Below are 24,175 nucleotides of genomic sequence, written 5' to 3'. Positions count from 1 at the left end.
CTTCTGCACCTTTACGCTAATGATAAAGACGAATTTTCTATAATCAGTTATTTCATACGCTTACTAAATTATAACACTAAAAGGAGCACGATTTCACTTATGGGCATTCATTACGATGAGAAACGCATGGTATTTCACCTGCAAACCCCCGGTTCCAGCTACTGCATTCAGATTGTTCGCGACGGCTACCTTGGGCATTTATACTGGGGACGACGAATCGCCATCTACCAGGATTCTGTACCTTTTGATTTTATCGATCGGGGCTTTTCGCCGAATCCTGACCCTGCTGACCGAAGGTTCTCCTTGGACAACCTTCCGCAGGAGTATCCGGGTTACGGGAACGGCGATTTTGGCATACCCGCCTATCAGGTCGGCCAGTCTAATGGATCTGAAATCTGTGATTTCCGTTACCAGACTCATCGGATATTCGCCGGCAAGCCAAAGCTTCCAGGTCTTCCTGCCACTTACATCGAGAGGGAGGACGAAGCGGATACGCTGGAGCTTGTGCTTGAAGATGCACTGACCGGTCTGCGTGCTACCTTAATTTATACTGTCTTTAACAAATACGACGCCATCGCTCGGTCGGTTCGTTTCGACCATACCGGCTCCGACAATCTGGTCCTTCTTCGCGCGCTCAGCGCCAGTATCGATTTCAGAGATGACGAGTATGACATGTTGACCTTCTACGGTACGCATACCAATGAGCGAAATATTGCGCGGAGACCCCTTATGCCCGGCATCCAGAATGCGGAAAGCCGGCGAGGTGCCAGCAGTCCCCAGCAGAATCCGTTTCTGGCCCTGCTTCGTCCTGGCGCTGATGAAGACAATGGCGAGGTATACGCGCTCAATCTCGTTTACAGCGGAAACTTCATAGCCCAGGCCGAGGTTCAGCAGTACCGGACGACTCGGTTGTCGATCGGCATCAATCCGTTTGGCTTCTCCTGGCAGTTGGCTCCCGGAGAAAGATTTCAAACGCCCGAGACCGTCATGGTATACTCTGCACAAGGCTTGGGCGGGATGTCCCGCGTCTTTAATAGGCTCTACCGCACGCGGCTCAGTCGCGGCAAATTTCGTGACGCCGAACGGCCGATTCTAATTAATAACTGGGAGGCCACCTACTTTGACTTTAACACCGACAAGATCGAAGCGATCGCCCGCGAAGGGAAAGAACTTGGTATGGAGCTCTTTGTCCTGGACGACGGCTGGTTCGGCAAGCGGGACAATGATTTGAGTTCCCTGGGCGACTGGACCGTTGACCGTCGCAAGCTTCCGGAGGGGCTGGACAATCTGGCCCGGCGGATAACCGGAATGGGCATGCAGTTCGGTCTGTGGTTCGAACCGGAGATGGTCTCACCGGACAGCGAACTCTACCGGCGCCATCCCGACTGGTGTCTTCATGTGACGGATCGTCCCCACACGGTGGGGCGAAATCAGCTTGTTCTCGATCTGGCGCGGCGGGATGTATGCGACTATATTGTTGGAGCGCTGTCCGATGTTCTGTCTTCCGCACCGATTACTTATGTCAAATGGGACATGAACCGCCATTTGACGGAGATCGGCTCTGCCCTGCTTCCGGCGGAGCGCCAGCGCGAAACAGGACACCGGTATATCCTCGGTCTGTATAGGGTATTGGACGAGCTCACTTCCGTCTTTCCGGATGTACTGTTCGAGAGCTGTTCCAGCGGGGGAGGGCGCTATGATCCCGGCATGCTCTATTACATGCCGCAAACGTGGACAAGCGACAATACCGATGCGATCAGTCGGCTAAAAATCCAGTACGGCAACAGTATGGTCTATCCGGCTGTGTCTATGGGCGCTCATGTTTCGGGTGTACCGAATCATCAAGTCAACCGGGTTACTCCTCTTGACACCCGAGGACATGTCGCGATGTCGGGAAACCTTGGCTACGAACTCGATCTTACCAAGATGTCGTCGCAGGAAAAGATAGCGATCAAGTCCCAAGTTGCGCTATATAAAGCAATTCGCCCCCTTATCCAATTCGGAGAATTTTATCGCATTTTAAGTCCGTTCGAGGGCAACGAGGTGGCCTGGGCCTTTGTTTCTGATGACCAGAGCGAAGCTGTACTTGCTTTCTTCCGAGTGCTGAGCCAGCCGGGTGAAAGGGTGCCTATTCTGAAATGCAAAGGATTGAATTCGCGTTACCTGTACCGCCATCACGAAACTGGAAAGATATACGGAGGTGACGAGCTGATGTACGCCGGTTTGACACTTCCAAGAATAAAAGGGGATTTTATCAGCCTGTTCTGGCGGTTTAGTAAGATCGACGAGCAATGAATGTATCAAAGCAAAAAAATTAGAAGTCCAACAGAAAGCAGGGCCTGAAATCATGAGATTTCAGGCCCTGCTCGCTATGCCCCTTCGCCGTGGTTATATTATTTTGAGAAGCAAAAATCAACTGGCAAATGTGCTGTAACAGCTTGCCGGTTCTCCGATAAATCCAAGCTACACCATCATTTTAAGTGAACACGAAGCAGTGGGGACACCGTCTACCACCCCAGCGCCTTCCATCGTCTCCACCGGTTTCACCATTTCCTGGTCGTCCGGGACCAACACTGGTGTGATCACCGGAAAGCCCGCCTGCTCGATTTCGGAAATATCAAATTCCAGCAGCTGTCCTTTCTTGATTTTGTCACCGGTCTGAACTCGTAGAGTAAACCCTCTTCCCATTTGTAAAGATCAATGGAGCGATAGAGCATGGCTCAGCCGGTAAGATTGGAACGTTGCGCTCCAAACGGCATAAAAGCAATCTTTCTGTTTCCATACTTTGGGGTCGCGACAATGATCGGTATACCCGGACGGAGGTCCGCTTATAACCGGGGAGGAGAACTTGTGTATACGTCCATCTCTCTCCATTTGAGCCATACACTGATAAGGCACTCGCTCCCAACTCTTATCATGTGTATTGCCGGTGTACCTGAGGGTACAATCGCCCATTGTGTTCGATTGCACTGCCCGAGTATACTCCATGACTGTCAAAATCCCGGTCCGGTTTTAACGCCACTCCCCGGTTCGTCCAGTGAACGAGATCCCGAGAGCTGGTATGATACCAATATTTGAGACCATGCACAGTACCGAGAGGAAAACATTGATAGAACAAATGATACTCTTCATGAAAAAAAGCAAATCCATTCGGGTCGTTCAGCAACCCTGTCTCAGGCTGGATATGATACCCCTGGCGCCAGGGGCACCTTGCCACTCTGGCGGCCAGACCGGAGATTTCCTCCGTATTGGTATCTTCTAATCTTCTGTATCTCTCTTCTTTTGTCCACTCCACAGCAACCTCCTTACTGCAAAATAGTTCCAAGCATGCTTAAACTTACGGTCGATCCGCTGCTTCGCTTGAAGTCTCCCCTGAGGCTGACGCATTTTTCCGCTTGCCCCAGAGCAGGGTGATGAGAAACGTAACCAGAAAGCTGATGCCCATGCCGATACAGAAATCAGCGATGGACTGTGGACGGATTGCGATAATACCGGGTAGCGCCGCCGGTCCCATTGAAATGGACAGCACATGTGCGTAAGCAATATAGGCGGAAGCCAGGCCGGAACCGATCATCGCAGCAATGAACGGGTAGCGAAGCTTCAGGTTGATTCCGAACATTGCAGGTTCGGTAATACCGAGCAGCGCGGATATGCCGGCAGCTGAGGCGATACTCTTCGTCTTGCTGTTGCGTGTGATGAGAAAGACGGCCAGCGTAGCCGCGCCCTGAGCGATATTCGCCATCGAGGCAATCGGAAGCAAGAAGGATCCGCCCGTCTTAGCAACGTCCGACAATAGTTGGGTATCCACAGCGAGGAAACTGTGATGCATTCCCGTTATGGCAATCGAAGAATAGAAAAAACCGAAAATACCTCCTCCAATGAAACCCGTCGTATCATAGAGCCAGAAGAGACCATCTGTCAGTCCGTTGCCCGCGGCGCGAAGGACCGGTCCAACAACAGCAAAGGTCAAGAGGCCGGTAACGAGGACAGACAGCAAGGGAGTCAACAGATTATCAAGATAAGATGGAATTACCTTTCGCAAATTTTTCTCGATTACCGATAAAATATAGGATATGGCCAGTACTGGCAGAACCGTTCCCTGATAGCCAACCTTTTCGATTGAGAAACCGAACAGTTGCCAGGTGGGTACTGTCCCATCTACAAGTGCCTGGCCGTAGCTGTAACCATTAAGCAGATCGGGATGAACCATAATCATGGCCAGCGCCGCACCCAAATAAGGATTTCCACCAAACTTGCGAGTGGCCGAGAAGCCGATCAGGATGGGAAGGAAAACAAATGGAGCGTTGGCGAATAAATTAATAATGCTTGCCCAATCGGCAATACCAGGGTACATCTCGACCAGAGACCTGGGACCAAACAGATTGCTGGCAGTCAGAACGTTGTTGATCCCCATTAATAGACCCCCGGCAACAATCGCCGGAATGATCGGAACAAAAATGTCGGAAAGTGCTTTCACAAGTCGTTGAAGCGGATTCATTTTAGCTGCTCCTGCCGTCTTTACATCGCCGGTGGACATTTCTCCGAGACCCGTAAGTTTGGCGAACTCGCCATACACGTTATTTACAATCCCGGCTCCAAGGATAATTTGATATTGCCCTGCTATAGAAAAAGTCCCTTTAACAACGTCCATTTGATCAAGCGCTTTTTGATCAAGCAAAGATTCATCTTCAAGAACGAGCCGCAATCGCGTCGCACAATGAGCAGCTGCCGTTATGTTTTCCTTACCTCCCAGGGCATCCAGGATGTCAGCTGCAACTTGCTTGTAATCCATATTTCTCTCCTCCTAATATTATGAAACCGGTTCCAATTTAATTAAAAAAAATGTTCGTTACCGACATTGGCCGGTAATTTTTGTTCGAAAACAACTGCCCTCCTATTACTTTCTCCGAAGAAGGTTATTGCCCCACTTCACCACTTCTCGCTCCCTTCAATAAGCCCCTTTTGACCACCCGTAGGATTGGATGGACATACAACCCTTGCCATAGGAAAAAAATTGCTCAATTCAAAATGTTTGTTTTATATTAAATTTTGTAAGGGGGCTGTTATTTGATAATAAAACACTATCCATGTCATCCTCAATGGTAAGTTAATGCGATGGCAGGGTAAAAAATTGCCCCTTCATTAACACAAAAATCCACCGCAGAAAATAAAGGGTCGTTGCTGCTTCCAGCCCGGTTTTCCTACACTCTGACCTGAACAGACTGAAACACGAGGATTATTTGCTAAATCCATAAGAGTGCTTGCCTGCCAATCGTCAGGAAAGAATTTAAGCATCTCTTGGCAGAACAATGTGGGTTCTTACGATATTCAGGAATCGGTTTATTGAATACTTAAAGCCTCCGTTTCGTCTCCGGTGAGTCCTTCGTCTTCATCATCTACCATCGTCTCTACCCAATTAATGTCTGCAAAAGCTATCTTCATGTACTCCATCAGTACGCGCTGAGCATTGAATCCTACCTCATCAATCATAGATTCCTTAGTAAAGTTTTCTGAAACTAACCAATCAAAAAACATAATATAGTCATGGCAATAGTTCAGAAGCACTGATAAACCTCCCCACCTATAAGTTCATCACTTTGGTCGTTTGATCAATGATGAAACTGAAATCACCTCTTGCAAGTGGTGAATTATATATTATTATACAATTTTATCTATGTATTCCATGAAAGAATTCTCCTTGGACGCAAACCATCATTCTGAATCCATTACTATAGAAAAAAGCCGCCATTAAGGGCGACTTTCTACATCCTATGTTCTGTCCTCCAAGAGCTTCAATCTTAATTTGATCGCCCACCAACAATAAAGGTTGTTTTTCAATCTGGGCACATTATTGTTCTCTAGGTGATAACGGGTTGCAAATGAATGTCTCAGAGAATGCACGGATAAAGCTGGTTTTCCAAAAGCTGAAGCATATTTTTCAATCAGTTTCTCATTGGTTAAGCAGAGATGCTCTTCATGAACAGCTATTATTGTCATCAGAAATTTTCGTCCATATCAAAATAAAAATCAGGTTCTCTCCCGTTTCCGGTAACTGTTTCTGGAACGGTACTGCTGCGGAGATCTTGCCGGATAACGTGCGGGAAAAGAAAACATATGGACCAGATGGGTAAACGGAATGGAAGCGAACAGAAGAAACGCCAGGATGATGTGAAGCTGAAACACGAAGGGAACCATGTGCATCAACCCGTATTGCGGATTAAAGGTGAACAGGCTGCGAAACCAAGGCCCGATGGTCGTACGGTATTCATAGGCCACCACAGTCGTATTATACACGATGGTCATATAGGTTCCGATGGCTGCGATGATCAGGACTAAAATCACTGCAAAATAATCACCAAAACCCGCATGGGCCCTTACCCGACGGTTAAGGATTTTGCGCATAAGCAGAAGAACCAGACCGATGACGACCATCAGACCGGCAAAGCCGCCCCCCGCGATCGCAAATATATGATAGGTCTCATCGGATATGCCGAAGAAATGATAAACACTGCGCGGGATCAACACACCCATGATATGGCCAACAAACGCGAAAATGATCCCGTAATGGAACACAGTCGAACCGATTCTGAGCCATCTTTTTTCAAAAATCTCCGTGGAAGGCGCCGTCCAGCTGACCTGACGAAAAGCAAACCGATAGAGCAAGCCAAAGATCATCACCGTCAAGGTGAGATAGGGAAACACGACCCACCAAAAGATACCAGTCATCATTATACCTCCATTCCTTCGCACGTTTTGTAGACAGGTAAGCCTGAATCGCTACGAGCCGTACCGTCCATGCCAAACAGGATAGGATAAGGCAGTTCATCCAGATCGGCGCTCTCCCGCTTGCTCTCCAGCATGCGAATTTCTTCTTCCGTAGGGACCTCGAAAACATCGGTCATCAGAAAGTTCAACAACCTGGAATAGGGACTGTCTTCAGACAGATGCTTCCGAATCCGCTCTGTGGCTGCGGCCAGCCGGAGTTCAAGCGCGCGTACATGAACATTGTCGGACCTTACGGCCAGTAGCTCGTACAACAGCGGAATGAAGTCGCACAGCTCCCCGCTCGGCATCATAAAGCCCGCATCCCGGACAATATGCTGAAGCAAAATCAGAGCTGCCCCACGTTCCCGACTGTCACCCAATTCATGAGCGGTCAGATAGAGTCCGGTCTTTTCCTTCCAATCGAACGTCCAAACATAAATTTCCTGAAGCTCCTTGGGAGGAACCGAGAAGATAGCCTCGGCCGCCTGGCCAAACCTGCTCGCCAGCTCATTATCTTTCATTTCCTCTTGGACAGCTGCAAGCAGTTCCTCCTTCATTTCCTGAAAATCCTCACCGGGATATCCTAGCAATCTGGCGCAGGCCGCCAGCAAAACGGGCTTATGTTCCATCATCCATGTCCTCCCTTGCGAAAAGATGTGACGTGACCGCGCTTGACGGGGTAATGGATTCAATGCTGCAGGCCCCCTGCTTGTAATGAAGCTCTTTCGCGCCATCCATTTCCCTCCGAGCGGTTGGGATCACAAACCTTTCGTTATATTTGGCAACAGCGAACAATCGGGTCATCTCTTCAATTTCCTCCACTGTAATTCCCGCCTCTCCCAAAAGCTGGCTGTGTCTGAGATCATCCATGCCGCCAACGGCTTGCTGCCGCCTATGTACACGCATGGCGGTCATTTTAAGCAACACTCTACGGATGACGGAGGTATCCCCTGCCGTAAGCAGAGATGCCAGATACTCCATTGGAATCCGCATTTGATCGACGGCGGGAATATAGTGATCGGTCTGAAGCTCGTCTTCTTCAATATGGTTCATAATCGGGCTAAGCGGTGGAACATACCACACCATAGGGAGCGTGCGGTATTCCGGATGAAGTGGCAGAGCAACCTTCCACTTCATGGCAAGCTTGTAGATCGGCGAGCGCTGTGCCGCATCGATCCAGGAATCGTTGATCCCGCTTCTTCTCGCCTCCTTGATCACTTCCGGCTCGAAGGGGTCAAGGAACACCGAAAGCTGGGATTCATACAAATCCTGCGGATTCTCCACGGAAGCTGCCGCCTTGGCTCGATCTGCGTCATAGAAGACGACACCGATATAGCGAATCCGGCCCACACAGGTTTCCGAGCAAATCGTGGCCATGCCCGCTTCTGTCCGCGGGTAGCAGAAATTGCATTTTTCCGCCTTGTGCGTATTCCAGTTGTAGTATACCTTGTGGTAGGGGCAGCCGTTGGTACAAAATCTCCACCCCCGGCAGGCGTCTTGATCCACAAGTACAATACCGTCCTCCTCCCGCTTGTACAAAGCTCCGGATGGACAGGAAGCCACGCAGGAAGGGTTCAGACAGTGCTCGCAAATGCGGGGCAGGTACATCATGAACGTCTTCTCATACTCCATGGCGATCTGTTCCTGAAGCTGCTTGACATTTGGGTCCAGCGGTACGATCTCGCTTCCGCCAGCCAGGTCGTCATCCCAGTTCGGGCCCCATTCCGGCTTGTCCATATATTCGCCGGTAATCAGTGATACAGGCCGGGCGACCGGAAGATGCTTCCGCTTGGGGCTATGAATCAAGTTATCGTAATCATAGGTCCACGGCTCATAGAAGTTGTCCAGGCTGGCCATATTCGGATTGTAAAAAATATTCGCCAGCTTGGTGATTGGCCCCCCCGCCCGGAGTGCCAGCTTTCCGTTGCGCAGAACCCACCCGCCTTTAAATTTCCTCAGGTCTTCCCATGCCCGAGGGTAACCGGGACCCGGCCGGGTTTCCACATTGTTGTACCACATGTATTCCGTTCCGGGCCGATTGGTCCACGTGTTCTTGCAGGTCACCGAACAGGTATGGCAGCCGATGCATTTGTCCAAGTTCATGACCATGGCGACTTGCGCTTTAATCCTCAAGCCAGTCAACCTCCTTCAACGGTCGGATGATTGTCATCGTATCTCTCTGACTTCCTGTCGGCCCGTAGTAATTAAACCCGTAGCTCAGTTGGGCATAGCCTCCGATCATATGTGTCGGCTTCATCGTAATTCGAGTCACACTGTTATGGGTACCGCCGCGCTGCTTGGTGATAGAGGTACCCGGCACGCCAAGCGTGCGATCCTGGGCATGATACATATAAGCGATCCCCTCTGGAATCCGGTAAGTCAGCACCGCTCTTGCTGCGATGACTCCATTCCGGTTATATACCTCAATCCAATCGTTATCCTTGATCCCGATCGAAGCCCCGTCTTTTTCGTTCAGCCAGACGACCTGCCATCCGCGGAACAGCGTCGACATTTGATTGGTGTCGATGAACATCGTATGAATTCCCCATTTTTGGTGCGGGGTCAAATAACGGATCGTCATCGTTTTTCCATTCGCTGGCACTTCTTTCTCACCCTTAAAAAAAGGAACGTGCTCCAGCGGCGGCAAATAAAGCGGCAGCCCTTCACCGAAATCCAAAATCATCTCATGGTCCAGATAAAAGCTTTGTCTGCCTGTTAAAGTGCGCCATGGAATGCTGTACTCCGTATTTAAGGTAAAGGGCGAGTATCTCCGATTGTCCTTCTCCAAGCCACTCCAGACCGGAGTTGAGATCGTATGCCGGGGCTGAGCAGTAATATCCAGAAGTGTGAAAGCCTCTTCTTCCCGAGGTTTTGAGATGTCCTCCAGCTTTTTGCCGGTTTTGGTCTCTAACGAACGCCAGCCTTCCACGGCCCGTTCTCCGTTCGTGGCGCCAGACATCAGCAGAATCGCTTCGATTACCTGTTTATCCCGGAATAGATCCGGCTGTCCTTTGCCAATCCCCTCATGTTTCGATGCCCCCAGCCGCTCCATGAGCTGGCCGTACACCTTGTCGCCGGGAATTTTAATCCCCTTTGTTCCATAGCCCTTTTTAATGTTCGGTCCGATGGTAATCATTTTTCCATACACGTTCGGATAGTCACGCTTCACCAATAAAAAATGGGGCATCGTTTTGCCGGGCACTGCCTCCGTCTCTCCCTTGCGCCAATCGCGGATTTTTCCGTGAACTTGGGCGATTTCATCTGGACTGTCATGTCCGAGCGGAGTCATGAGAACATCCTCGCAGGCTGGCAAATGTTTCTCTGCCAATTGGGAGAACGTTTTGGCGATTTCCCGAAAAGCGTCCCAATCGCTTTTGCTTTGCCAAGGTGGTTCAATAGCTGGATTAAACGGATGGACAAACGGATGCATATCGGTCGTGCTTAAATCGTATTTTTCGTACCAGGTCGCTGCTGGCAGCACGATATCCGAAAACAGCCCTGAACTCGTCATTCTAAAATCCATGCTGATGAACAAATCGGTTTTGCCTTCCGGCGGAACATCATCCGTCTTCACCGTCTCCGGCCGCCACGAATGGCTCGGGTCCGTCAACACCTGATTGTCCGTCCCGATCAAATGCTTGGCAAAGTATTCATGCCCTTTACCGCTATCGCCAAGCAGATTGGACCGCCAGTTGAAAAAGACACGCGGGAAATTGTTCGGATCATTGGGGTGCTCCACCGCAAAATCTAGCTCTCCCTCTTTAACCATTCTCGCAATTTCCTGTACGGCCTCCTGATCGTCCGAAAACCCTTTTTCTCGAACCTGTCTGGCCACATCGATGGAGTTCTGGTTGAATTGCGGGAATGAAGGCAGCCACCCGAGCCTTACGGCCAGAGCATTGACATCCGCAGGATGCATATGGTTAAACCGCCCGCCCCAGGATGGTTTCTGCTCCTCATTGACCTTGGCCTCATAGCGGAACTGCTCCGTCGCGAAGTAGAAGAAGGAGGTTCCGTTTTGTAAGCGGGGAGGCTTGATCCAATCTCCTGCAAATGCGATCTGCTGCCACCCCTCCACTGGCCTCACCTTTTCCTGACCTACGTAATGGGCCCATCCGCCGCCATTTACTCCCTGGGAGCCCGTGAGCAGAACCAAATTCAGAATGGAACGGTAGATTTGGTCGCTGTGATACCAATGATTCGTTCCTCCGCCCATGGCGATCATCGATTTTCCACCTGTCTTGGCCGCATTTTCGGCAAACTCCCTCGCTACCTGAATGCAATGAGATTTCTTGACGCCAGTAATCGCCTCCTGCCAAGCCGGAGTGTAAGGCTTCGGATCGTTATAATCGACCGGATAATCGCCTTGCAGTTGCTGTCTGGGTACACCCACATGAGCCATCATAAGGTCATAAACCGTCACGACTTTGAGCGTCCTGCCTTCCACACTCGGCAAATGCTTTACAGGAACTCCACGCCGAACTGTCCCTCCCTCCGATTCCACGAAATAAGGAAAGTCAACGAGAGCCACTTCTTCCGCCGCATCAATAAATGACAGCAGAGGATCCACTACTGTCCCGTCGGGATTTTCGAGATCCAGGTTCCACCTGTTGTCCTGATCCCAACGGAAGCCCTGACTGCCGCTCGGAACCATCGGCGCTCCAGATGCGGCGTCCCAGACTACCGTTTTCCATTCAGCCAACTCCTGGGCATCGCCCAAGTCGGAGGCCCGGAGAAAGCGGCCCGAGCGAAGCGCATCGCCATGTTTCTCTAGTATCACGAGGAAAGGCAGGTCTGTAAATTTTTTCACGTAATCCGTAAAATAAGGGACTTGCTGATCCACGTAGAATTCTTTAAGAATGACGTGGGTCATAGCCATGGCAAGCGCGGCATCGGTTCCGGCTTTAGCCGGCAGCCAAATGTCCGCAAACTTTTCATATTCGGCATAATCGGGGCTGACTCCGACCACCTTGGTGCCGTTATAACGGGCTTCCACCATGAAATGCGCATCAGGAGACCGGGTTTGCGGAATGTTGGTCCCCCAGATAATAAAATACTTGGAGTTATACCAGTCGCCGCTTTCCGGCACATCTGTTTGTTCTCCCCAAACCTGCGGCGAGGCAGGGGGAAGGTCTGCATACCAATCATAAAAACTGAGGATGGTCCCGCCAATCAGCGATAGGAAGCGTGTCCCTGCCGAATAACTCACCATGGACATGGCCGGGATCGGGCTAAAGCCGACGACACGATCCGGACCGTATTGTTGAATGGTATGGATAATAGAACTGGCGATCATCTGACAGGCATCATCCCAATCCGCCCGGACGAAGCCGCCTTTCCCTCTGGCCTTGACATATCTGTCACGCTTTTTGGGATCACTGACGATGTTTTTCCAGGCCCTGACCGGGTCCTCCACAACTGCCAACTCCTCACGCCACATGTCGTACAAATCGCCGCGGATATAGGGATACTTCACCCGGATCGGGCTATAGGTATACCAGGAAAAGCTAGCCCCGCGCGGACAGCCCCGAGGTTCATACTCGGGGCTGTCGACCCCCGTGGTCGGATAGTCCGTTTTTTGTGTTTCCCAGGTGATAATGCCGTCCTTGACGTAAACATTCCAACTGCAGGAACCGGTACAGTTGACACCATGTGTCGACCGGACGACCTTGTCATGCTGCCAGCGGCCGCGGTATAGGCTCTCCCAATCCCGGGATCTGGGGCTCTCCTCGGTCCATCCCTCGTTAATGGCCTCTCCGCGTTTTAAGTATTTCAACGCTTCAAGCAGCTTGTTTTTATGTTCAGCCATTGCACAGATGCTCCTTTCCCTGCTGGTTTACCGGGTTAAACCTTTCCCCCGTCAGTTTAAAGCTGTCTTGTCCCAACTGAAGCTCTTCCATAAACACTTCCCAATCCGCTGCGTTGCAAGCCGCGATAATCAGGCGCTGAAGCTCGTTCAGATCCTGCAGCCGGCAGATTTGTTCTTGCACAGGCTGCGGCACTCCGCCGAATCTCATCTCAAGCAAGGCAAGCAAATCATTCCGATCATCCCGGACAAACTGTTCCGTTTCCACCTGATTCATCTGGTTCGCCTTCTTTCGTAGCTACTTTTCTACACTCATCTGCCGACCCTTGTCAGAATTTCATCATTTTAAAATAATCGGCAATCATCGATTTCTTAATCTTTTCCGCCGACTGTTTAAAAAAGGCCAAGACCTCCTCGTCGCCACCTTCCACCAATGCCCATAAAAATTTCCTGCTGGTGACCTGTCCCAATTCCTCTCCAAATCGGAGGTAGACGGTGATACCTTGAGCATCAGCCCGGCCACCCGCCTTCACATCATAAGGATGAAGGTGGAGCCTCTCGAGCTCTTGTACCAGTAGCCGATACAGCCTCGGCTCCACGGATTGAAGCGGTTTGTCGGGAAGCATCGCCGCCAGTGTATAGGTCTCATTTATCATGAAGCAGCCCCTCCACTTCTTTTTCCAGCATGTTCATTTCATCCCGGTTATGCAGTTCATCAACGACAATCAAAGCCTGAAAACGGGCAAGAAGCTCGCCTCCCACCTTGCCCTGCACCAGCAGTTCCTTAATCTCAGCGACAATTTCTCGCATTATTTGATGATCGCGAGTCAGAGAAATAATGACGTTCTTCAACTCCGGCTTGATGCCCACAGCTTCTACATATAATCCTTCCTCTTCGCTGGCCGCGTGCTGAAGCGTACGCCCCTCCCAATGCTCCACCGTGATGTAGGCAATTTCCTCCGCTTTGTCCAATTCACCTTTTTTTATACTTCGATTCAACAGCTCGGTAAGCTCTCTTGCTTCGCCTAAGGCCGCCTCATGAATCATCGAATGACTGTCCACATGTCTCAATGCGGGTCCTGACATGAAGCCCCCGCCTCCTTTCCTGTTGCTTTTTTTGAGAATTGATTTTCCAGCCTGTCGCCTTCACCTTCCCCGATTACGGAGTCAGAATGCGAAAGGTCGCTGAATATAGCCACATAATGGGTGGCATTTTGCTCGTTCGTGATCGCCGTTACGGAGAGCCACTCCCGAAAAACCTCCCCATTTGCCTTGCGGTTGACGATCTTTCCCTGCCATTTTCCGGTGGTCAGTAAAGTGTCCCAAAAGGCATTATAGAAAGAGCGATCATGGAAGCCGGAGCTGAGTATATTGGGAGTTTTTCCGATCACCGCTTCTTTGGGATATCCGGTGACCTCGGTGAAGGCAGCGTTTACGGTATGGATCACGCCCTTGGCATCAGTGACCATCACGGCATCGGCTGTGGACTTGATAATATCCGACGCAAACTCCAGCTTGTTGCTGAAAAATACCCACAGAACAAGTATCAGGCTGGCCAGCGAGGCTTCGGACAAGGCCATAAAGCCGATTGCGTAGTGGCCCGTCCACCCAAACAGCAGGGTAAGCAGCAGTGGAGGAAAAAAACCGCCCAGACCGCCCGCTGCAGAGACGATCCCGCTGGCGATGCCCCCCTGTTTGGAAAAGTAAAGCGGGACCAGTTTGAACACCGCGCCGTTCCCGATACCGGCGCACACGGCTACCATCAAACAACCCAACGTAAAAAGAGGCATGGTCAATCCGAAAGAGAGTAAAACTCCTGACAAGGTTAGGCCGGCAAACACGAACATAAGAACTACAAAAGGATTGAACTTGTCGGACAGTATCCCGCCTACTGGACGGAGAAAGGTAGCCAAGGCGATAAAACCCGCCGTCCTGAGTCCGGCATCCACCTTGCTTAATTCAAAATAGCTGACCAGAAAACCGGGGAGATAGATTGTAAAAGCTACGAAGGAGCCGAAGGTGATGAAGTAAAATATGCTGAAAAACCACAACTTTTCGTTGCGATAAACCTGCTTGAGTTGATTCTTCCAGGACCTTCGTACGCGCTCTTCGTGCTTATCCCCTAAAAACAGATTCAGTAGAGCGAAAAGGGCGAGCAAAATCAAAAAAAACTGAAGGGCTCTTGACCAGCCGATCGCATCAGCCACCCACGGTGCACCAAAGGTAGAGATGGCCGTACCCAGATTCCCGATCCCGTATATCCCGTTGATGGTGCCCTGCTTTTCTTTGGGATAATATTGGGGCAGTGAAGTCACACCGACCGAGAACGTGGCTCCACCTATCCCAAGAAAGAAGCCCCCGACCGCCAAATCCAGAAAAGTATTGGCCTGGCTCAAATAGTAGACAGGAACAAGCAGAATAAAGAAACTGACTGTATTCATCAGCCTTGCCCCGAAGCGGTTGGTCAGAATCCCCGCCGGAATTCGCAGCAAAGAGCCCAAGATTACCGGGATCGCGGTGGACCACGCTCTTTGTCCGAGCGTCAGCGGAATATCCTGACTTATGTAAGAAATCAGGGAAGAGATCAAGACCCAGACCATAAAGGAGACAACCAGACTTAAGGTTTGCAATGGCAACTGAATTTTTTTTACCATTTATAGCTCCCCTTTGAAGATTATTCGAATTGCAAATATAGGATATAATATCCATTTTTGACAAACTTCTGACCTTTCAAACATTTGATTTGGGGAGGTAACAAATGACGACTCACTTGCAACCTGTGATGGAAGGATGCTTGCCATGATCGGCTACGATGTGGAAAAATATTTTCGGAAGATGCTCTAGCTGGCGGGCAAAAATCAGGTCAACTTTTTATGTAGAGCAATTGCATTTGTATTTTATGAAGCTCAAGCGATTAATAGTTTTTCCACGTCCATGAGCAGTTCTTCGCCTGTCATATTTGAATACTTTTGGCCAAATAGAAATTCTAAACCACTGTCTTTTTCTATTGTACAGGATGAAAAACTCCAACTTGACATGGTTAATCAAATTAGTAGGTTTCTATTGATTGTTACGCTGGAAAGATAAGCATCGTTTGCAGAAATGGGCATATACCCAGGTGATTTTCAAAATAAAAAAACGCTCTAGGTTATCCTAAAACGTCTTTTGAAAATAGAAATATTAGCCATAGAGGTCAACATCAAATGATTAAAGTTTGAGCTTGTACCCGATGCTCTCTAACGGGTAACATCAAACTGTAATTAAGATGCATATTGTCAGAATAGTAACTAGCAGCAGTCCATCTTGTTCTGCCCCAATTAAAATATTATTATCGCTGTGTAGATATGGTTGCAATAATGTCGTTATCACCTTCTATAGACTTGGAGACCTTAGCGCCCTTTTTGATCGCTTTAAGCGTGATTATGGCGTAAAGACGAGGCTGAAACTAATGAACGATCGAAATAGATAAACAGACTCATAGATTCATTTATTGGAATAAAGCAAGCAATTTGGCGGTCTTTTTAGACCACCTTTTTTATTCTCAGAAGGTCTTTTAAAACAATTTTTTTGAATGGCTGCTGAAGTCTGAAACTTCAAAGTAGAACCTATAAATCCTTGCGGACAAAGCGGCGCAGCCCGAGTCCAAAGAGCACAGCCGTGTAAAATGCCGCGTATATCAAAAAGGCTGTTGAAGGAATCTCGCCGATACCAAACGGTCCACTTGTACTTACCGGGATGAGTCCATTAATATTCTCAAAGCTGAACAACACTGCCTGCATTTTACGCTGCAGTCCATCGGCAGGCATGATCAGGGACAGGACACCCGTTATATTGTTCAGGGTCTGCATGGGACCTGACTCCAGACCCACAGAGCCGATGATTTTTCCAACCATGCCACCGAGCCAACCAGCCCCATAAAGCATCGTCATGACGACACCATTCGCAACCGATGACAAATAGCCGGATCCGAACATGGACACGGTTACAAGCAAGGGAACGACTGAAGCAAATAGCAAAAAAGACTGCACCAGCACTACCGGATCACGCGGGATCGAAGCATGCACATCGGTGATCCACAAAATCAGGCTGTACAATACCAAGGCATAGATTACACCAAGCGAAACATAGCCCAGCCAGCGGCCCGTATACCATTTCCACCTCGGAATCGGCCGTGGCAGCATCGCCTGCATGACCCCCTGCTCCGCCTCACCCGCAATCGTGGAAAATGAGCTGAAAATCGCTAAAAAGGCGAGTACAAAACTTGCGAAGAAAAAACCGAGCATCAAAATGAACATCCCGAGCGTAAATTCCTGGATCATAGTTTCATTATTCGTACCGCCTGTGATCACCCTAGAGGTAGAATCTCCTGCGATGGCGCCGGCAATAAACCAAAATCCCAGCAGGAATACAACAGTTAATAAAAGTGTCAGCAGGAGGACCCGTTTGCGCAGTAGCTCCTTCCAGGTCATGGTCCAAATAATCCTCATTCCAGTTCCCCCCTATGATTCAGCCCTGCAACAGCCTTCATGAACCACTCTTCAAGCCGTTCTCGAACTTTGGTGACTTCATATAACGTCATCCCCTGTCCGATCAGCAACGTATTGATCCAGCCTGCCTGTTCTTCGCTCTCCAGTTCCGCTTCAAGCCAGACGGTATCATCTATGCCCCTCTCTCCTGTAAATCCGCCTTCGGCTTTTCCATCTGTTATTACTCGAAAGCTGAGCTCTGTCGTATCCATAAGCCAGGACAGCAAAAAAGGCGAAAATCCGCCGACTTTAAAACGCCAGCAGACTCGCTTCTGGAGCATTTCGGCTACCCGCCCATGGCGGAGAACCTGTCCGTTATTCAAGAGTGCCATTCTGTCGCATAATACTTCCACATCCTCAAGCAGATGGGAGTTTAAGAAAATCGTTTTCCCCTGCTGCTTCAGTTCCTCAAGTATATTACGTACATGCATTCGTCCAACCGGGTCCATGGCGGAAGAAGGCTCGTCAAGAAAAATCACGGCCGGATCATTCACCAGCGCGCAAGCCAGTCCAAGCCGCTGCTGCATGCCTTTGGAATAATGCTTAACACGGTCCTTCCCCCGCTGACCCACACCTACCATGTGCAATAGCTCAGGAACTCTCTTGTCGATCACCTGCTTGTCCAAACCGCATAATCGCCCATGCAACCGGACGACCTCATCACCTGTAAGCCATTCCTGATACCGGTACAGCTCGGGAAGATACCCGATTTGCCGTTTCGCTTCGAGCGTTCCGATGGGTGCACCCATCAGGGTTGCTCCTCCGACCGTCGGATGGATGAGCCCGACCAGCATTTTCACAAATGTGCTTTTCCCGGCTCCATTGGGGCCGAGGAAGCCAAAGGCTTCCCCTTTCCCTACGGTGATGGTCACGTTGCGGCAGCCGCGCCCGTTGCTGTATTCCTTGGTTAATTCTTTAGTGTCGATTGTCGGCTTACTCATGCCTCAACCAGCTCCTTAAGCTTGTTCATGAAATCAAACTCTGACTCATAGGCGCTCCCACCTTCAAAGGAAAAGAACTGTCCGTCTTTGATCCAGATAGCGGTACGATTCGTCATTGAGCTGTACTTCATGTTTGTAACCAGAACCTTGGTTCCTCCAACGGTAATCTCAGAAGTTTCAGCACTTTTATTAACCACATATGGCATAGGAATGGAACCTGCCAGAATGCGGCTGCGCTTTACCTTCTCTTTCAGATCGGAAGGCAGAATCGGAAGCTGAAGAACGGCATCCACCGCTTCCTCTGTATCAACGGACGGATCTACCATAATTTCTGGAGCCTGCATCTGTGTCAGAGTTGCCCAGTGGTCCTGATCGGTACCCAAATCGTAATTTACGCTTTCATGTGTACTAAACGCTATTTCTTTATCGTCCATCGACTCCGGCAGCAGCTTCGTTGCCCCTACACGCTGCATAGCTTTATTGAGCTCATCCACATTCAGCATCATTGTAATTTTTTGCGAAGGAGTAACGTACACACTTTCCTTCGTTCCGGCCACATTTACTGGAAGAAGCTGATATCCGAGCTTAGAGACGGCTTGTTCACGCGTAAAATCCCCCTGTACGTTTCCGCTTTCCGATGTAAACTGGCCAAAGGTGTTTTCTATGTCGGCCGATTTTCCCGGAACCAGCTGATTAAACATACCTTCGAGCGTGCTTTCGTCAACTGTAGCGATATCCTGCACCCGGAATTGATTTAAAAATGCCGCCAGCGCGTTATTTCCCACAGGGGTTGTAAGTACGACGCCAAAGATAACGGCTGCCGCCACCGCTGCGGCCCACTTTCGGCCCTTGCCTGCTCGCCGGCGGAAAGAAGCAACCGGAGCCGGAGCATCAACTTTCAAACTGGATTCCGAATCCTGAATTGCAGCTGAGTCCGCTGGCGGCCTAGGGGCATCGGCAAGCCTCAGAACGTCCTCTTTGTTATTTGCGTCCCTGGTCTCCCACTTGGCGTTTACCGGCTCCATGGCCAGCTTCTGTAGCAACCTCTCCCAGGCTTCATGTGTACTTTTGTCAGCTTCTGAATGCTGCAATTTAGTTGTCATATCATTTCAATCCTTTCCGAATATTTGATTAGTCCTGCCTTGCTATAGCCTTGCTGGATGTGGCCTGCAGCTTGCGTGTCGCTCTTTGGAGCAGACTGCCTATTAGCGGCGACCTGACATTAAGCTCTTCCGCGATCTCCGCATAGCTGTAGCCGGAGTAGCGCAGAAGCAGCGCTTGGCGGTCTCGTTCGGGCAGTCTGTCCAGCCAAATCTGAACCTCTTCCTGATCCAATCGACGCATCAGCGCCTCTTCGCCGGATTCAGAAGCGACTTCCCCTTCATACATTATCTCCTGCTTATTCTGCAGCTTTCTCTCTCTTGCTCTCTTCTCTAAATAATCGTATCCGATTCTTGTCAGTACCCGGTGTAGCCATGCCCCCAGGGTTGCCGGGTTGTCCGGCGGATTTCTGTACAGCCTCAGAAATACTTCCTGCGCCAGATCGTCGGCTGCTGCTTCATCTCGCACAAGCGCAGCCAGTTTTCTGCGTACGGTTGGATAATGCTCATAAAATATGTTGCGGAATGGTGAGGATTCCGGAATACTCATTTTATAATTGCCTCCTTTTAAGCTGCAGCTATTAGGAAGACGAACCTTCTTCCTTTTTTGTATCATGCTCGGGAGATTTTCTTCGAATTTTTTTAGGCTGCACTTAATTGGACAGTCCAATGACATCAGGATTAAGAAATTGTTAGACATTAGAAAACAACTTTATTGTACAAAGAACTATTGTATTTCAGCAAAACCTATGCTCGTCGCTCTAACGAAATTTGTGTATGTACGTCGTACCGACTACATCCATCATTGTATTAATGATTCATTAAACCGGTAAAAAAGCTTTCCATAGCCACCTTTTCGGGTGATTATAAAAAGCTAATCTGCTTTGGAGCGTCTATAACGATCGCTTAAAATTTCCCAGAAAACTGTTTGACAATGCCTTTTGTCAGGTCCGCTAGAACTAAATACTGAACGACACTTAACTTTTCATTATTTAGTATGCATGGGGTTAATTGATATTGAACCTATGACTGGAATAGGAATGGAGGGAATATTATCAGTAACGATTACTAGTCAGTGTTATCACGTTGAGCGCCCTCCATCGTTTTTATTGCAATGTAAAACGCCCAATGTAACCGATATATTTGAATTGACGGCCGAGACATTAAGTCTTTGTGCTGCTGAAATGGCTTTATGAGGGCACGAAGCACCCCCTGCCTCGACACGCCTCTCCTCAATGATAGTGTTCTGTGAATTGAGTGGATATCCTTCAGAAAAATCAGTAGATTTCTAGAAGATTGTTATGATTCTTTGGAACTATTCTACCAAATAAAAACCCCTTCTTTGTAGAAGGGGTTTCAAATATACGAACCTAGCTATTCATGCCATGATTATTAAGTTGTTGGAAGCTATTCATGCCGTGATTGTTAGGTTGGATCGTTGCTGCACCAGTAGGGATGATTACGTTACCTAACAGAAACAATACTACTGCCATCATACCTAATGCCTTTTTCATCTTTTAACACCCTTTCTAGGATAGTTTTGTTCAATACATTATATTCATTCAGCTGTTCTTTAGTTGCATGAACACTAAATGAAACAAATAATGCATTGATTTTTTTATATCCAGTATCATCCTTAAGTTTATCAGACATTCGCAATCCCTTGAGGGATATATTTAATGCATTGTAAATATTACCATTAGTAAAGTGGTAAAGGGACATAAGATATAAATGATCTATATAATAACGAATATTGGCTTCCGTTTCGTACTCTCCATCCAGAGCGTCCAAATTAGGCTCAAATTCTTTTAATGCCCAATCAACGTTACAGTTATGTTTTAAAGCTGACTCCAGTATCGTAATAATCCCCGGCAACAACTCTTCTTCCTCGGCATTGTGTATAAATTGCACATATTCAGGAAGCGTCTCCATATTACCTTCCAGCAAATTCAAAACATATGTATTGGCATTTGCAATCATCCTGAAATGTGCTACATCCTCCTTCCCCTCATCGTCCAATCCAGATATCCATCCCAATTCAGAGTACTTTTCAATACAATCCCTGGCTGCTGAGTAATCGCCCATCTTTTGCAATGCGATACCTTTCGCCACCATAGAATATCCAAAATAAAAAGCAACACTTCGTTTAAGTCTTTTAGTATCAATTCTCGGCTGCCCTTTTGCTTGTCTAAGTTGGTCTTCTTCATAGAATGCGTTGATTGAGTGGTGGAGTTTATCCGCAATATGTACCATAGCATCCCAACCATCTAGTGAAAACTCTGCTTGCAGCATTTCATACAAAAGGTTTATGTCACTTATTGATTCTAAAACTGCCGAGTTAAACATATAGCTGCCTCCTGATTACATTTTTAACCAATAGTATATTATAATTGGGCAATGGTCAATTACGTAGTTAAGTGAGCTATTCACAAGTTGAATCTTCTCTGAATTTTCGCATATGATGTGAGACACTGAATTGGCTTAGCCCAAGTATTTTTGCATACTGTGCCTGTTTAAGTCTTGGACGCAGTTCCATTAAATCTTTCAGTCTGCCCCTTGTTATTTCAGACTTACGTTTCTTTACATTCTAATCTCTGTAGTAGTCAATTCTACCGCTGGCGTGGGGTGCTGCCTCCTTTTAAATCATGTGTACATACGATGCATAGAAAGCTTTCCTGAAAGTGCGTTAGCTGATCGACTGATCCCGCAAAAAGGTAAATACATACATTGGGAAGATCAGTCCGAGAACTAAGTTACCCAGACGGTTCGACTCATGTTTGAAACAACGTTACCATTTTATGATCTTTTACGATGCGTTCAGTGCTGTTATTTGGTGTAAAAACAGAGGATTTGAACGAAGGCAATGGGTCCATTTGGCCTGCTGCCTTCTCGTTATGATTAAGTTATCGTCTCTCGTTAGTCCAATCTAGACTGTTCTGAATCTTGTTCATCCTAAGCCAACCAGAAATTTAAAACAGAGGATTTTCTTCGAGTGGTTGTGTCTCACGTAGATCTCTAGCCTTCCGAACAGAGGGCGAGTAAAAAACGTCACTATGCATATGCTGAATTTTATCCCAGTTGCCAGGATTGGTCGTGTCTGGAGAGCGGTGCTCCAGAATGGCCTGATATAGAGCCGTTTTTTGTTCCAAATGGGCAACGTGCTGTTTGGCTTCTTCGAGCTTAATGAGCGCCGCTTCCTTATGCTCCATCATGAGTGTGTAGCGTTGCGGAATGGTCGAATCCCCTTCGAGACAGAAATCGACGTACATTTTAATGACTTCAATCGGCATCCCGGATTGCTTGAGACATTTGACGCCATGCAACCAGTTGATCGATTCTTCGTCGAACATCCGAATGTTGTTTTGATTGCGCTGTACGCTTGGTACCAGGCCTTTATCCGTGTAAAAGCGTACAGCGTGCTCGGTGAGTCCCGTTATCTGGGCAGCTTCTTTGACTGTATGCATGTGGAATCCTCCTTGGAAAAATAAAAATTTTTGAAGATGGCTTGACTTCGTGTAACACGAAGGCGTTAGGCTTATTGTAATGCAAGTCGACCGTAAGCGGAAGCCCACTGAGGTGCCCGATTTCCGAGTTTTGCGGCCGTTTGCGTTTTACATTTGGACAATGGGAGGAAATACAATGCAAACCGTAACATTAAACAATGGTGTGAAAATGCCGATCATCGGCTTTGGTGTCTACCAAGTTCCAGATGCTGAAGAATGCGAGAACGCTGTATATGAAGCGCTGATGGCTGGTTACCGCCTGATCGACACCGCCTCCGGTTATTTGAATGAGGAAGCGGTCGGTCGTGCGATTAACCGCAGCGGCGTACCGCGTGAGCAGCTGTTCATCACGACCAAGCTCTGGGTTCAGGATGCCGGCTACGAGAGTACCAAGCACGCATTTGCCAAATCCTTGAAGAAGCTTCAACTCGACTATCTCGATCTGTACCTTATTCACCAGCCATTTGGCGATTACTACGGTGCATGGCGTGCGATGGAAGACCTGTACCGCGAAGGCAAGATTAGGGCGATCGGTGTCAGCAACTTCCTACCCGACCGCCTGATGGACCTCATCGTTCATAACGAAATCGTACCCGCCGTCAACCAGATCGAAACGCACCCGTTCTACCAGCAAACAGAGAGCGCAGCTTTTATGAAAGAGCACGGAGTTCAACACCAGTCGTGGGCCCCATTCGCTGAGGGACTTAACAACATGTTCAAAAACGAAGTGTTGCTCTCGATCGCAGAAAAATACAACAAGTCCGTCGCTCAGGTCGTATTGCGCTGGCTTGTTCAGCGTGAAGTCGTTGTAATTCCAAAATCGGTGAGAAAAGAGCGGATCGTCGAAAACTTTGACATTTTCGATTTTGAGTTGAGCGCGGATGATATCGAACAAATCTCGGCCCTCGATACGCGGGAAAGTCTTTTCTTATCGTATCGCGACCCGGAAGTCGCCAAGATGATGGGCAACTGGAGAATCGATCTGTAAACCTTGATCGAACCATAAACTTATCACTCGTTTATCCTCATCTATAAAGAAAGGGCAGAGCGGTTTAAAGTGAACCCTGTCCTTTCTTTACTTGAATTGACCCTTGGATTCGCTTTTCCGCTTTATAAGATGCCACCTTTCGCTTAATCATAATCCCCCCTATTAAAGCAATAATTCTAGTCTGTTTCTAATAGAAGATTTAGACTAATTTATTCAACGAGCATCTCTGTTAGCGCAATTCTCAGCTTGTGTTCGTAACTAGATATTTTCGGTTTTGTCAGTTGGAAGCTGGGACACACAAATATCTACGCGAAGTGCCGAGGATTCCAAGGGAATTTTCCAAGCTTGGTGCACGCTGTTTGAGTTTGGCTAAAATGTCATAGTACTGTCTAATTCCCGCATCCAGATTCCTGCGTGTCTCTGTGCAAATTGTTGGAAGGAGACAGGCGCCTTCCCAGTCACCCTCATTACAGTATCAGTACTTAGATCTTCCGCTCCTTCCTCGCGAATTTTACGGTCGAGTCCGGTCATGATCTCAGCATAATC

The 24,175-nt window shown here is 48.5% G+C and carries 21 protein-coding genes and 2 pseudogenes; 2 read left to right on the top strand and 21 right to left on the bottom strand.

From position 1 onward, the window contains the following. Positions 1-99: 99 nt before the first annotated feature. Positions 100-2,295: an alpha-galactosidase gene (locus MKY98_RS12860; protein ID WP_069011441.1), complete on the top strand. Its 2,196-nt coding sequence runs from the start codon at positions 100-102 to the stop codon at positions 2,293-2,295. Between the two features lie 168 nt (positions 2,296-2,463). Here the strand turns inward: MKY98_RS12860 and MKY98_RS27075 are convergent, their stop codons facing one another. From MKY98_RS27075 to MKY98_RS12760, 21 genes and pseudogenes are all read right to left on the bottom strand, one after another. Next, a complete protein-coding gene (locus MKY98_RS27075) occupies positions 2,464-2,586 on the bottom strand; it encodes a hypothetical protein (RefSeq protein WP_412178876.1) in 123 nt (40 codons plus the stop codon). 24 nt (positions 2,587-2,610) lie between these two features. Beyond that, positions 2,611-2,688: pseudogene (locus tag MKY98_RS27070) on the bottom strand (PTS sugar transporter subunit IIA); the annotation flags it as partial. Between the two features lie 9 nt (positions 2,689-2,697). Then, positions 2,698-2,955, bottom strand: coding sequence for a hypothetical protein (locus MKY98_RS12850; protein WP_245249158.1), 258 nt, complete (start codon positions 2,953-2,955; stop codon positions 2,698-2,700). Next, on the bottom strand, positions 2,915-3,295 hold the full coding sequence (locus MKY98_RS12845) for a hypothetical protein (RefSeq protein WP_069011443.1): 381 nt from the start codon (positions 3,293-3,295) through the stop codon (positions 2,915-2,917). The genes MKY98_RS12850 and MKY98_RS12845 overlap by 41 nt, the downstream gene beginning before the upstream one ends. 42 nt (positions 3,296-3,337) lie before the next feature. Further along, a complete protein-coding gene (locus MKY98_RS12840) occupies positions 3,338-4,792 on the bottom strand; it encodes a sucrose-specific PTS transporter subunit IIBC (protein WP_069011444.1) in 1,455 nt (484 codons plus the stop codon). A gap of 548 nt (positions 4,793-5,340) precedes the next feature. Beyond that, positions 5,341-5,565 (bottom strand): hypothetical protein, encoded by a 225-nt coding sequence (locus MKY98_RS12835; protein ID WP_069011445.1) that lies wholly within the window; start codon positions 5,563-5,565, stop codon positions 5,341-5,343. A 258-nt stretch (positions 5,566-5,823) separates the two neighbouring features. Further along, positions 5,824-5,952, bottom strand: a pseudogene (locus MKY98_RS12830) (tyrosine recombinase XerS); the annotation flags it as partial. 75 nt (positions 5,953-6,027) lie between these two features. Then, positions 6,028-6,726: a respiratory nitrate reductase subunit gamma gene (gene narI, locus MKY98_RS12825; protein WP_069011446.1), complete on the bottom strand. Its 699-nt coding sequence runs from the start codon at positions 6,724-6,726 to the stop codon at positions 6,028-6,030. Between the two features lie 2 nt (positions 6,727-6,728). Then, a complete protein-coding gene (narJ, locus tag MKY98_RS12820; protein WP_069011447.1) occupies positions 6,729-7,397 on the bottom strand; it encodes a nitrate reductase molybdenum cofactor assembly chaperone in 669 nt (222 codons plus the stop codon). Further along, on the bottom strand, positions 7,384-8,898 hold the full coding sequence (gene narH, locus MKY98_RS12815; protein ID WP_069011448.1) for a nitrate reductase subunit beta: 1,515 nt from the start codon (positions 8,896-8,898) through the stop codon (positions 7,384-7,386). Before narH ends, narJ begins: the two co-directional genes overlap by 14 nt. Continuing rightward, positions 8,888-12,574 carry a nitrate reductase subunit alpha gene (locus MKY98_RS12810; RefSeq protein WP_069011449.1) on the bottom strand — a complete coding sequence of 1,229 codons (3,687 nt, stop codon included), beginning with the start codon at positions 12,572-12,574 and terminating at the stop codon, positions 8,888-8,890. Before MKY98_RS12810 ends, narH begins: the two co-directional genes overlap by 11 nt. Beyond that, on the bottom strand, positions 12,567-12,848 hold the full coding sequence (locus tag MKY98_RS12805) for a hypothetical protein (RefSeq protein WP_029515295.1): 282 nt from the start codon (positions 12,846-12,848) through the stop codon (positions 12,567-12,569). The genes MKY98_RS12810 and MKY98_RS12805 overlap by 8 nt, the downstream gene beginning before the upstream one ends. A gap of 52 nt (positions 12,849-12,900) precedes the next feature. Then, complete coding sequence (locus tag MKY98_RS12800; protein ID WP_069011450.1) at positions 12,901-13,227, bottom strand: hypothetical protein; 327 nt, start codon at positions 13,225-13,227, stop codon at positions 12,901-12,903. Beyond that, a complete protein-coding gene (locus MKY98_RS12795; RefSeq protein ID WP_069011451.1) occupies positions 13,217-13,657 on the bottom strand; it encodes a hemerythrin domain-containing protein in 441 nt (146 codons plus the stop codon). Before MKY98_RS12795 ends, MKY98_RS12800 begins: the two co-directional genes overlap by 11 nt. Continuing rightward, positions 13,639-15,225, bottom strand: a complete 1,587-nt coding sequence (locus MKY98_RS12790) for a nitrate/nitrite transporter (protein WP_069011452.1) — start codon at positions 15,223-15,225, stop codon at positions 13,639-13,641. Before MKY98_RS12790 ends, MKY98_RS12795 begins: the two co-directional genes overlap by 19 nt. A 951-nt stretch (positions 15,226-16,176) precedes the next feature. Continuing rightward, positions 16,177-17,058: an ABC transporter permease subunit gene (locus MKY98_RS12785; RefSeq protein WP_069011453.1), complete on the bottom strand. Its 882-nt coding sequence runs from the start codon at positions 17,056-17,058 to the stop codon at positions 16,177-16,179. Further along, positions 17,055-18,038 (bottom strand): ABC transporter ATP-binding protein, encoded by a 984-nt coding sequence (locus MKY98_RS12780; RefSeq protein WP_069011454.1) that lies wholly within the window; start codon positions 18,036-18,038, stop codon positions 17,055-17,057. Before MKY98_RS12780 ends, MKY98_RS12785 begins: the two co-directional genes overlap by 4 nt. Further along, positions 18,035-19,141 carry a hypothetical protein gene (locus MKY98_RS12775; protein ID WP_069011455.1) on the bottom strand — a complete coding sequence of 369 codons (1,107 nt, stop codon included), beginning with the start codon at positions 19,139-19,141 and terminating at the stop codon, positions 18,035-18,037. Before MKY98_RS12775 ends, MKY98_RS12780 begins: the two co-directional genes overlap by 4 nt. 28 nt (positions 19,142-19,169) lie before the next feature. Further along, positions 19,170-19,688 (bottom strand): sigma-70 family RNA polymerase sigma factor, encoded by a 519-nt coding sequence (locus tag MKY98_RS12770; RefSeq protein WP_069011456.1) that lies wholly within the window; start codon positions 19,686-19,688, stop codon positions 19,170-19,172. A gap of 914 nt (positions 19,689-20,602) precedes the next feature. Then, positions 20,603-21,484 (bottom strand): hypothetical protein, encoded by an 882-nt coding sequence (locus MKY98_RS12765; RefSeq protein WP_029515306.1) that lies wholly within the window; start codon positions 21,482-21,484, stop codon positions 20,603-20,605. Between the two features lie 623 nt (positions 21,485-22,107). Further along, the gene (locus MKY98_RS12760) at positions 22,108-22,602 is read right to left on the bottom strand and encodes a MerR family transcriptional regulator (RefSeq protein ID WP_029515307.1); all 495 of its coding nucleotides are present in this window, start codon (positions 22,600-22,602) and stop codon (positions 22,108-22,110) included. A 175-nt stretch (positions 22,603-22,777) separates the two neighbouring features. Between MKY98_RS12760 and MKY98_RS12755 the strand changes: the two genes are divergently transcribed. Further along, on the top strand, positions 22,778-23,629 hold the full coding sequence (locus MKY98_RS12755; protein WP_029515308.1) for an aldo/keto reductase: 852 nt from the start codon (positions 22,778-22,780) through the stop codon (positions 23,627-23,629). Positions 23,630-24,175 lie beyond the last annotated feature (546 nt).

Origin of the sequence: Paenibacillus sp. FSL M8-0228 (assembly GCF_038007385.1) — a bacterium.
GTDB lineage: Bacteria > Bacillota > Bacilli > Paenibacillales > Paenibacillaceae > Paenibacillus > Paenibacillus polymyxa_D.
Note: the sequence above shows the minus strand (reverse complement) of the source record. Positions and strands in the feature narration are given on the sequence as shown.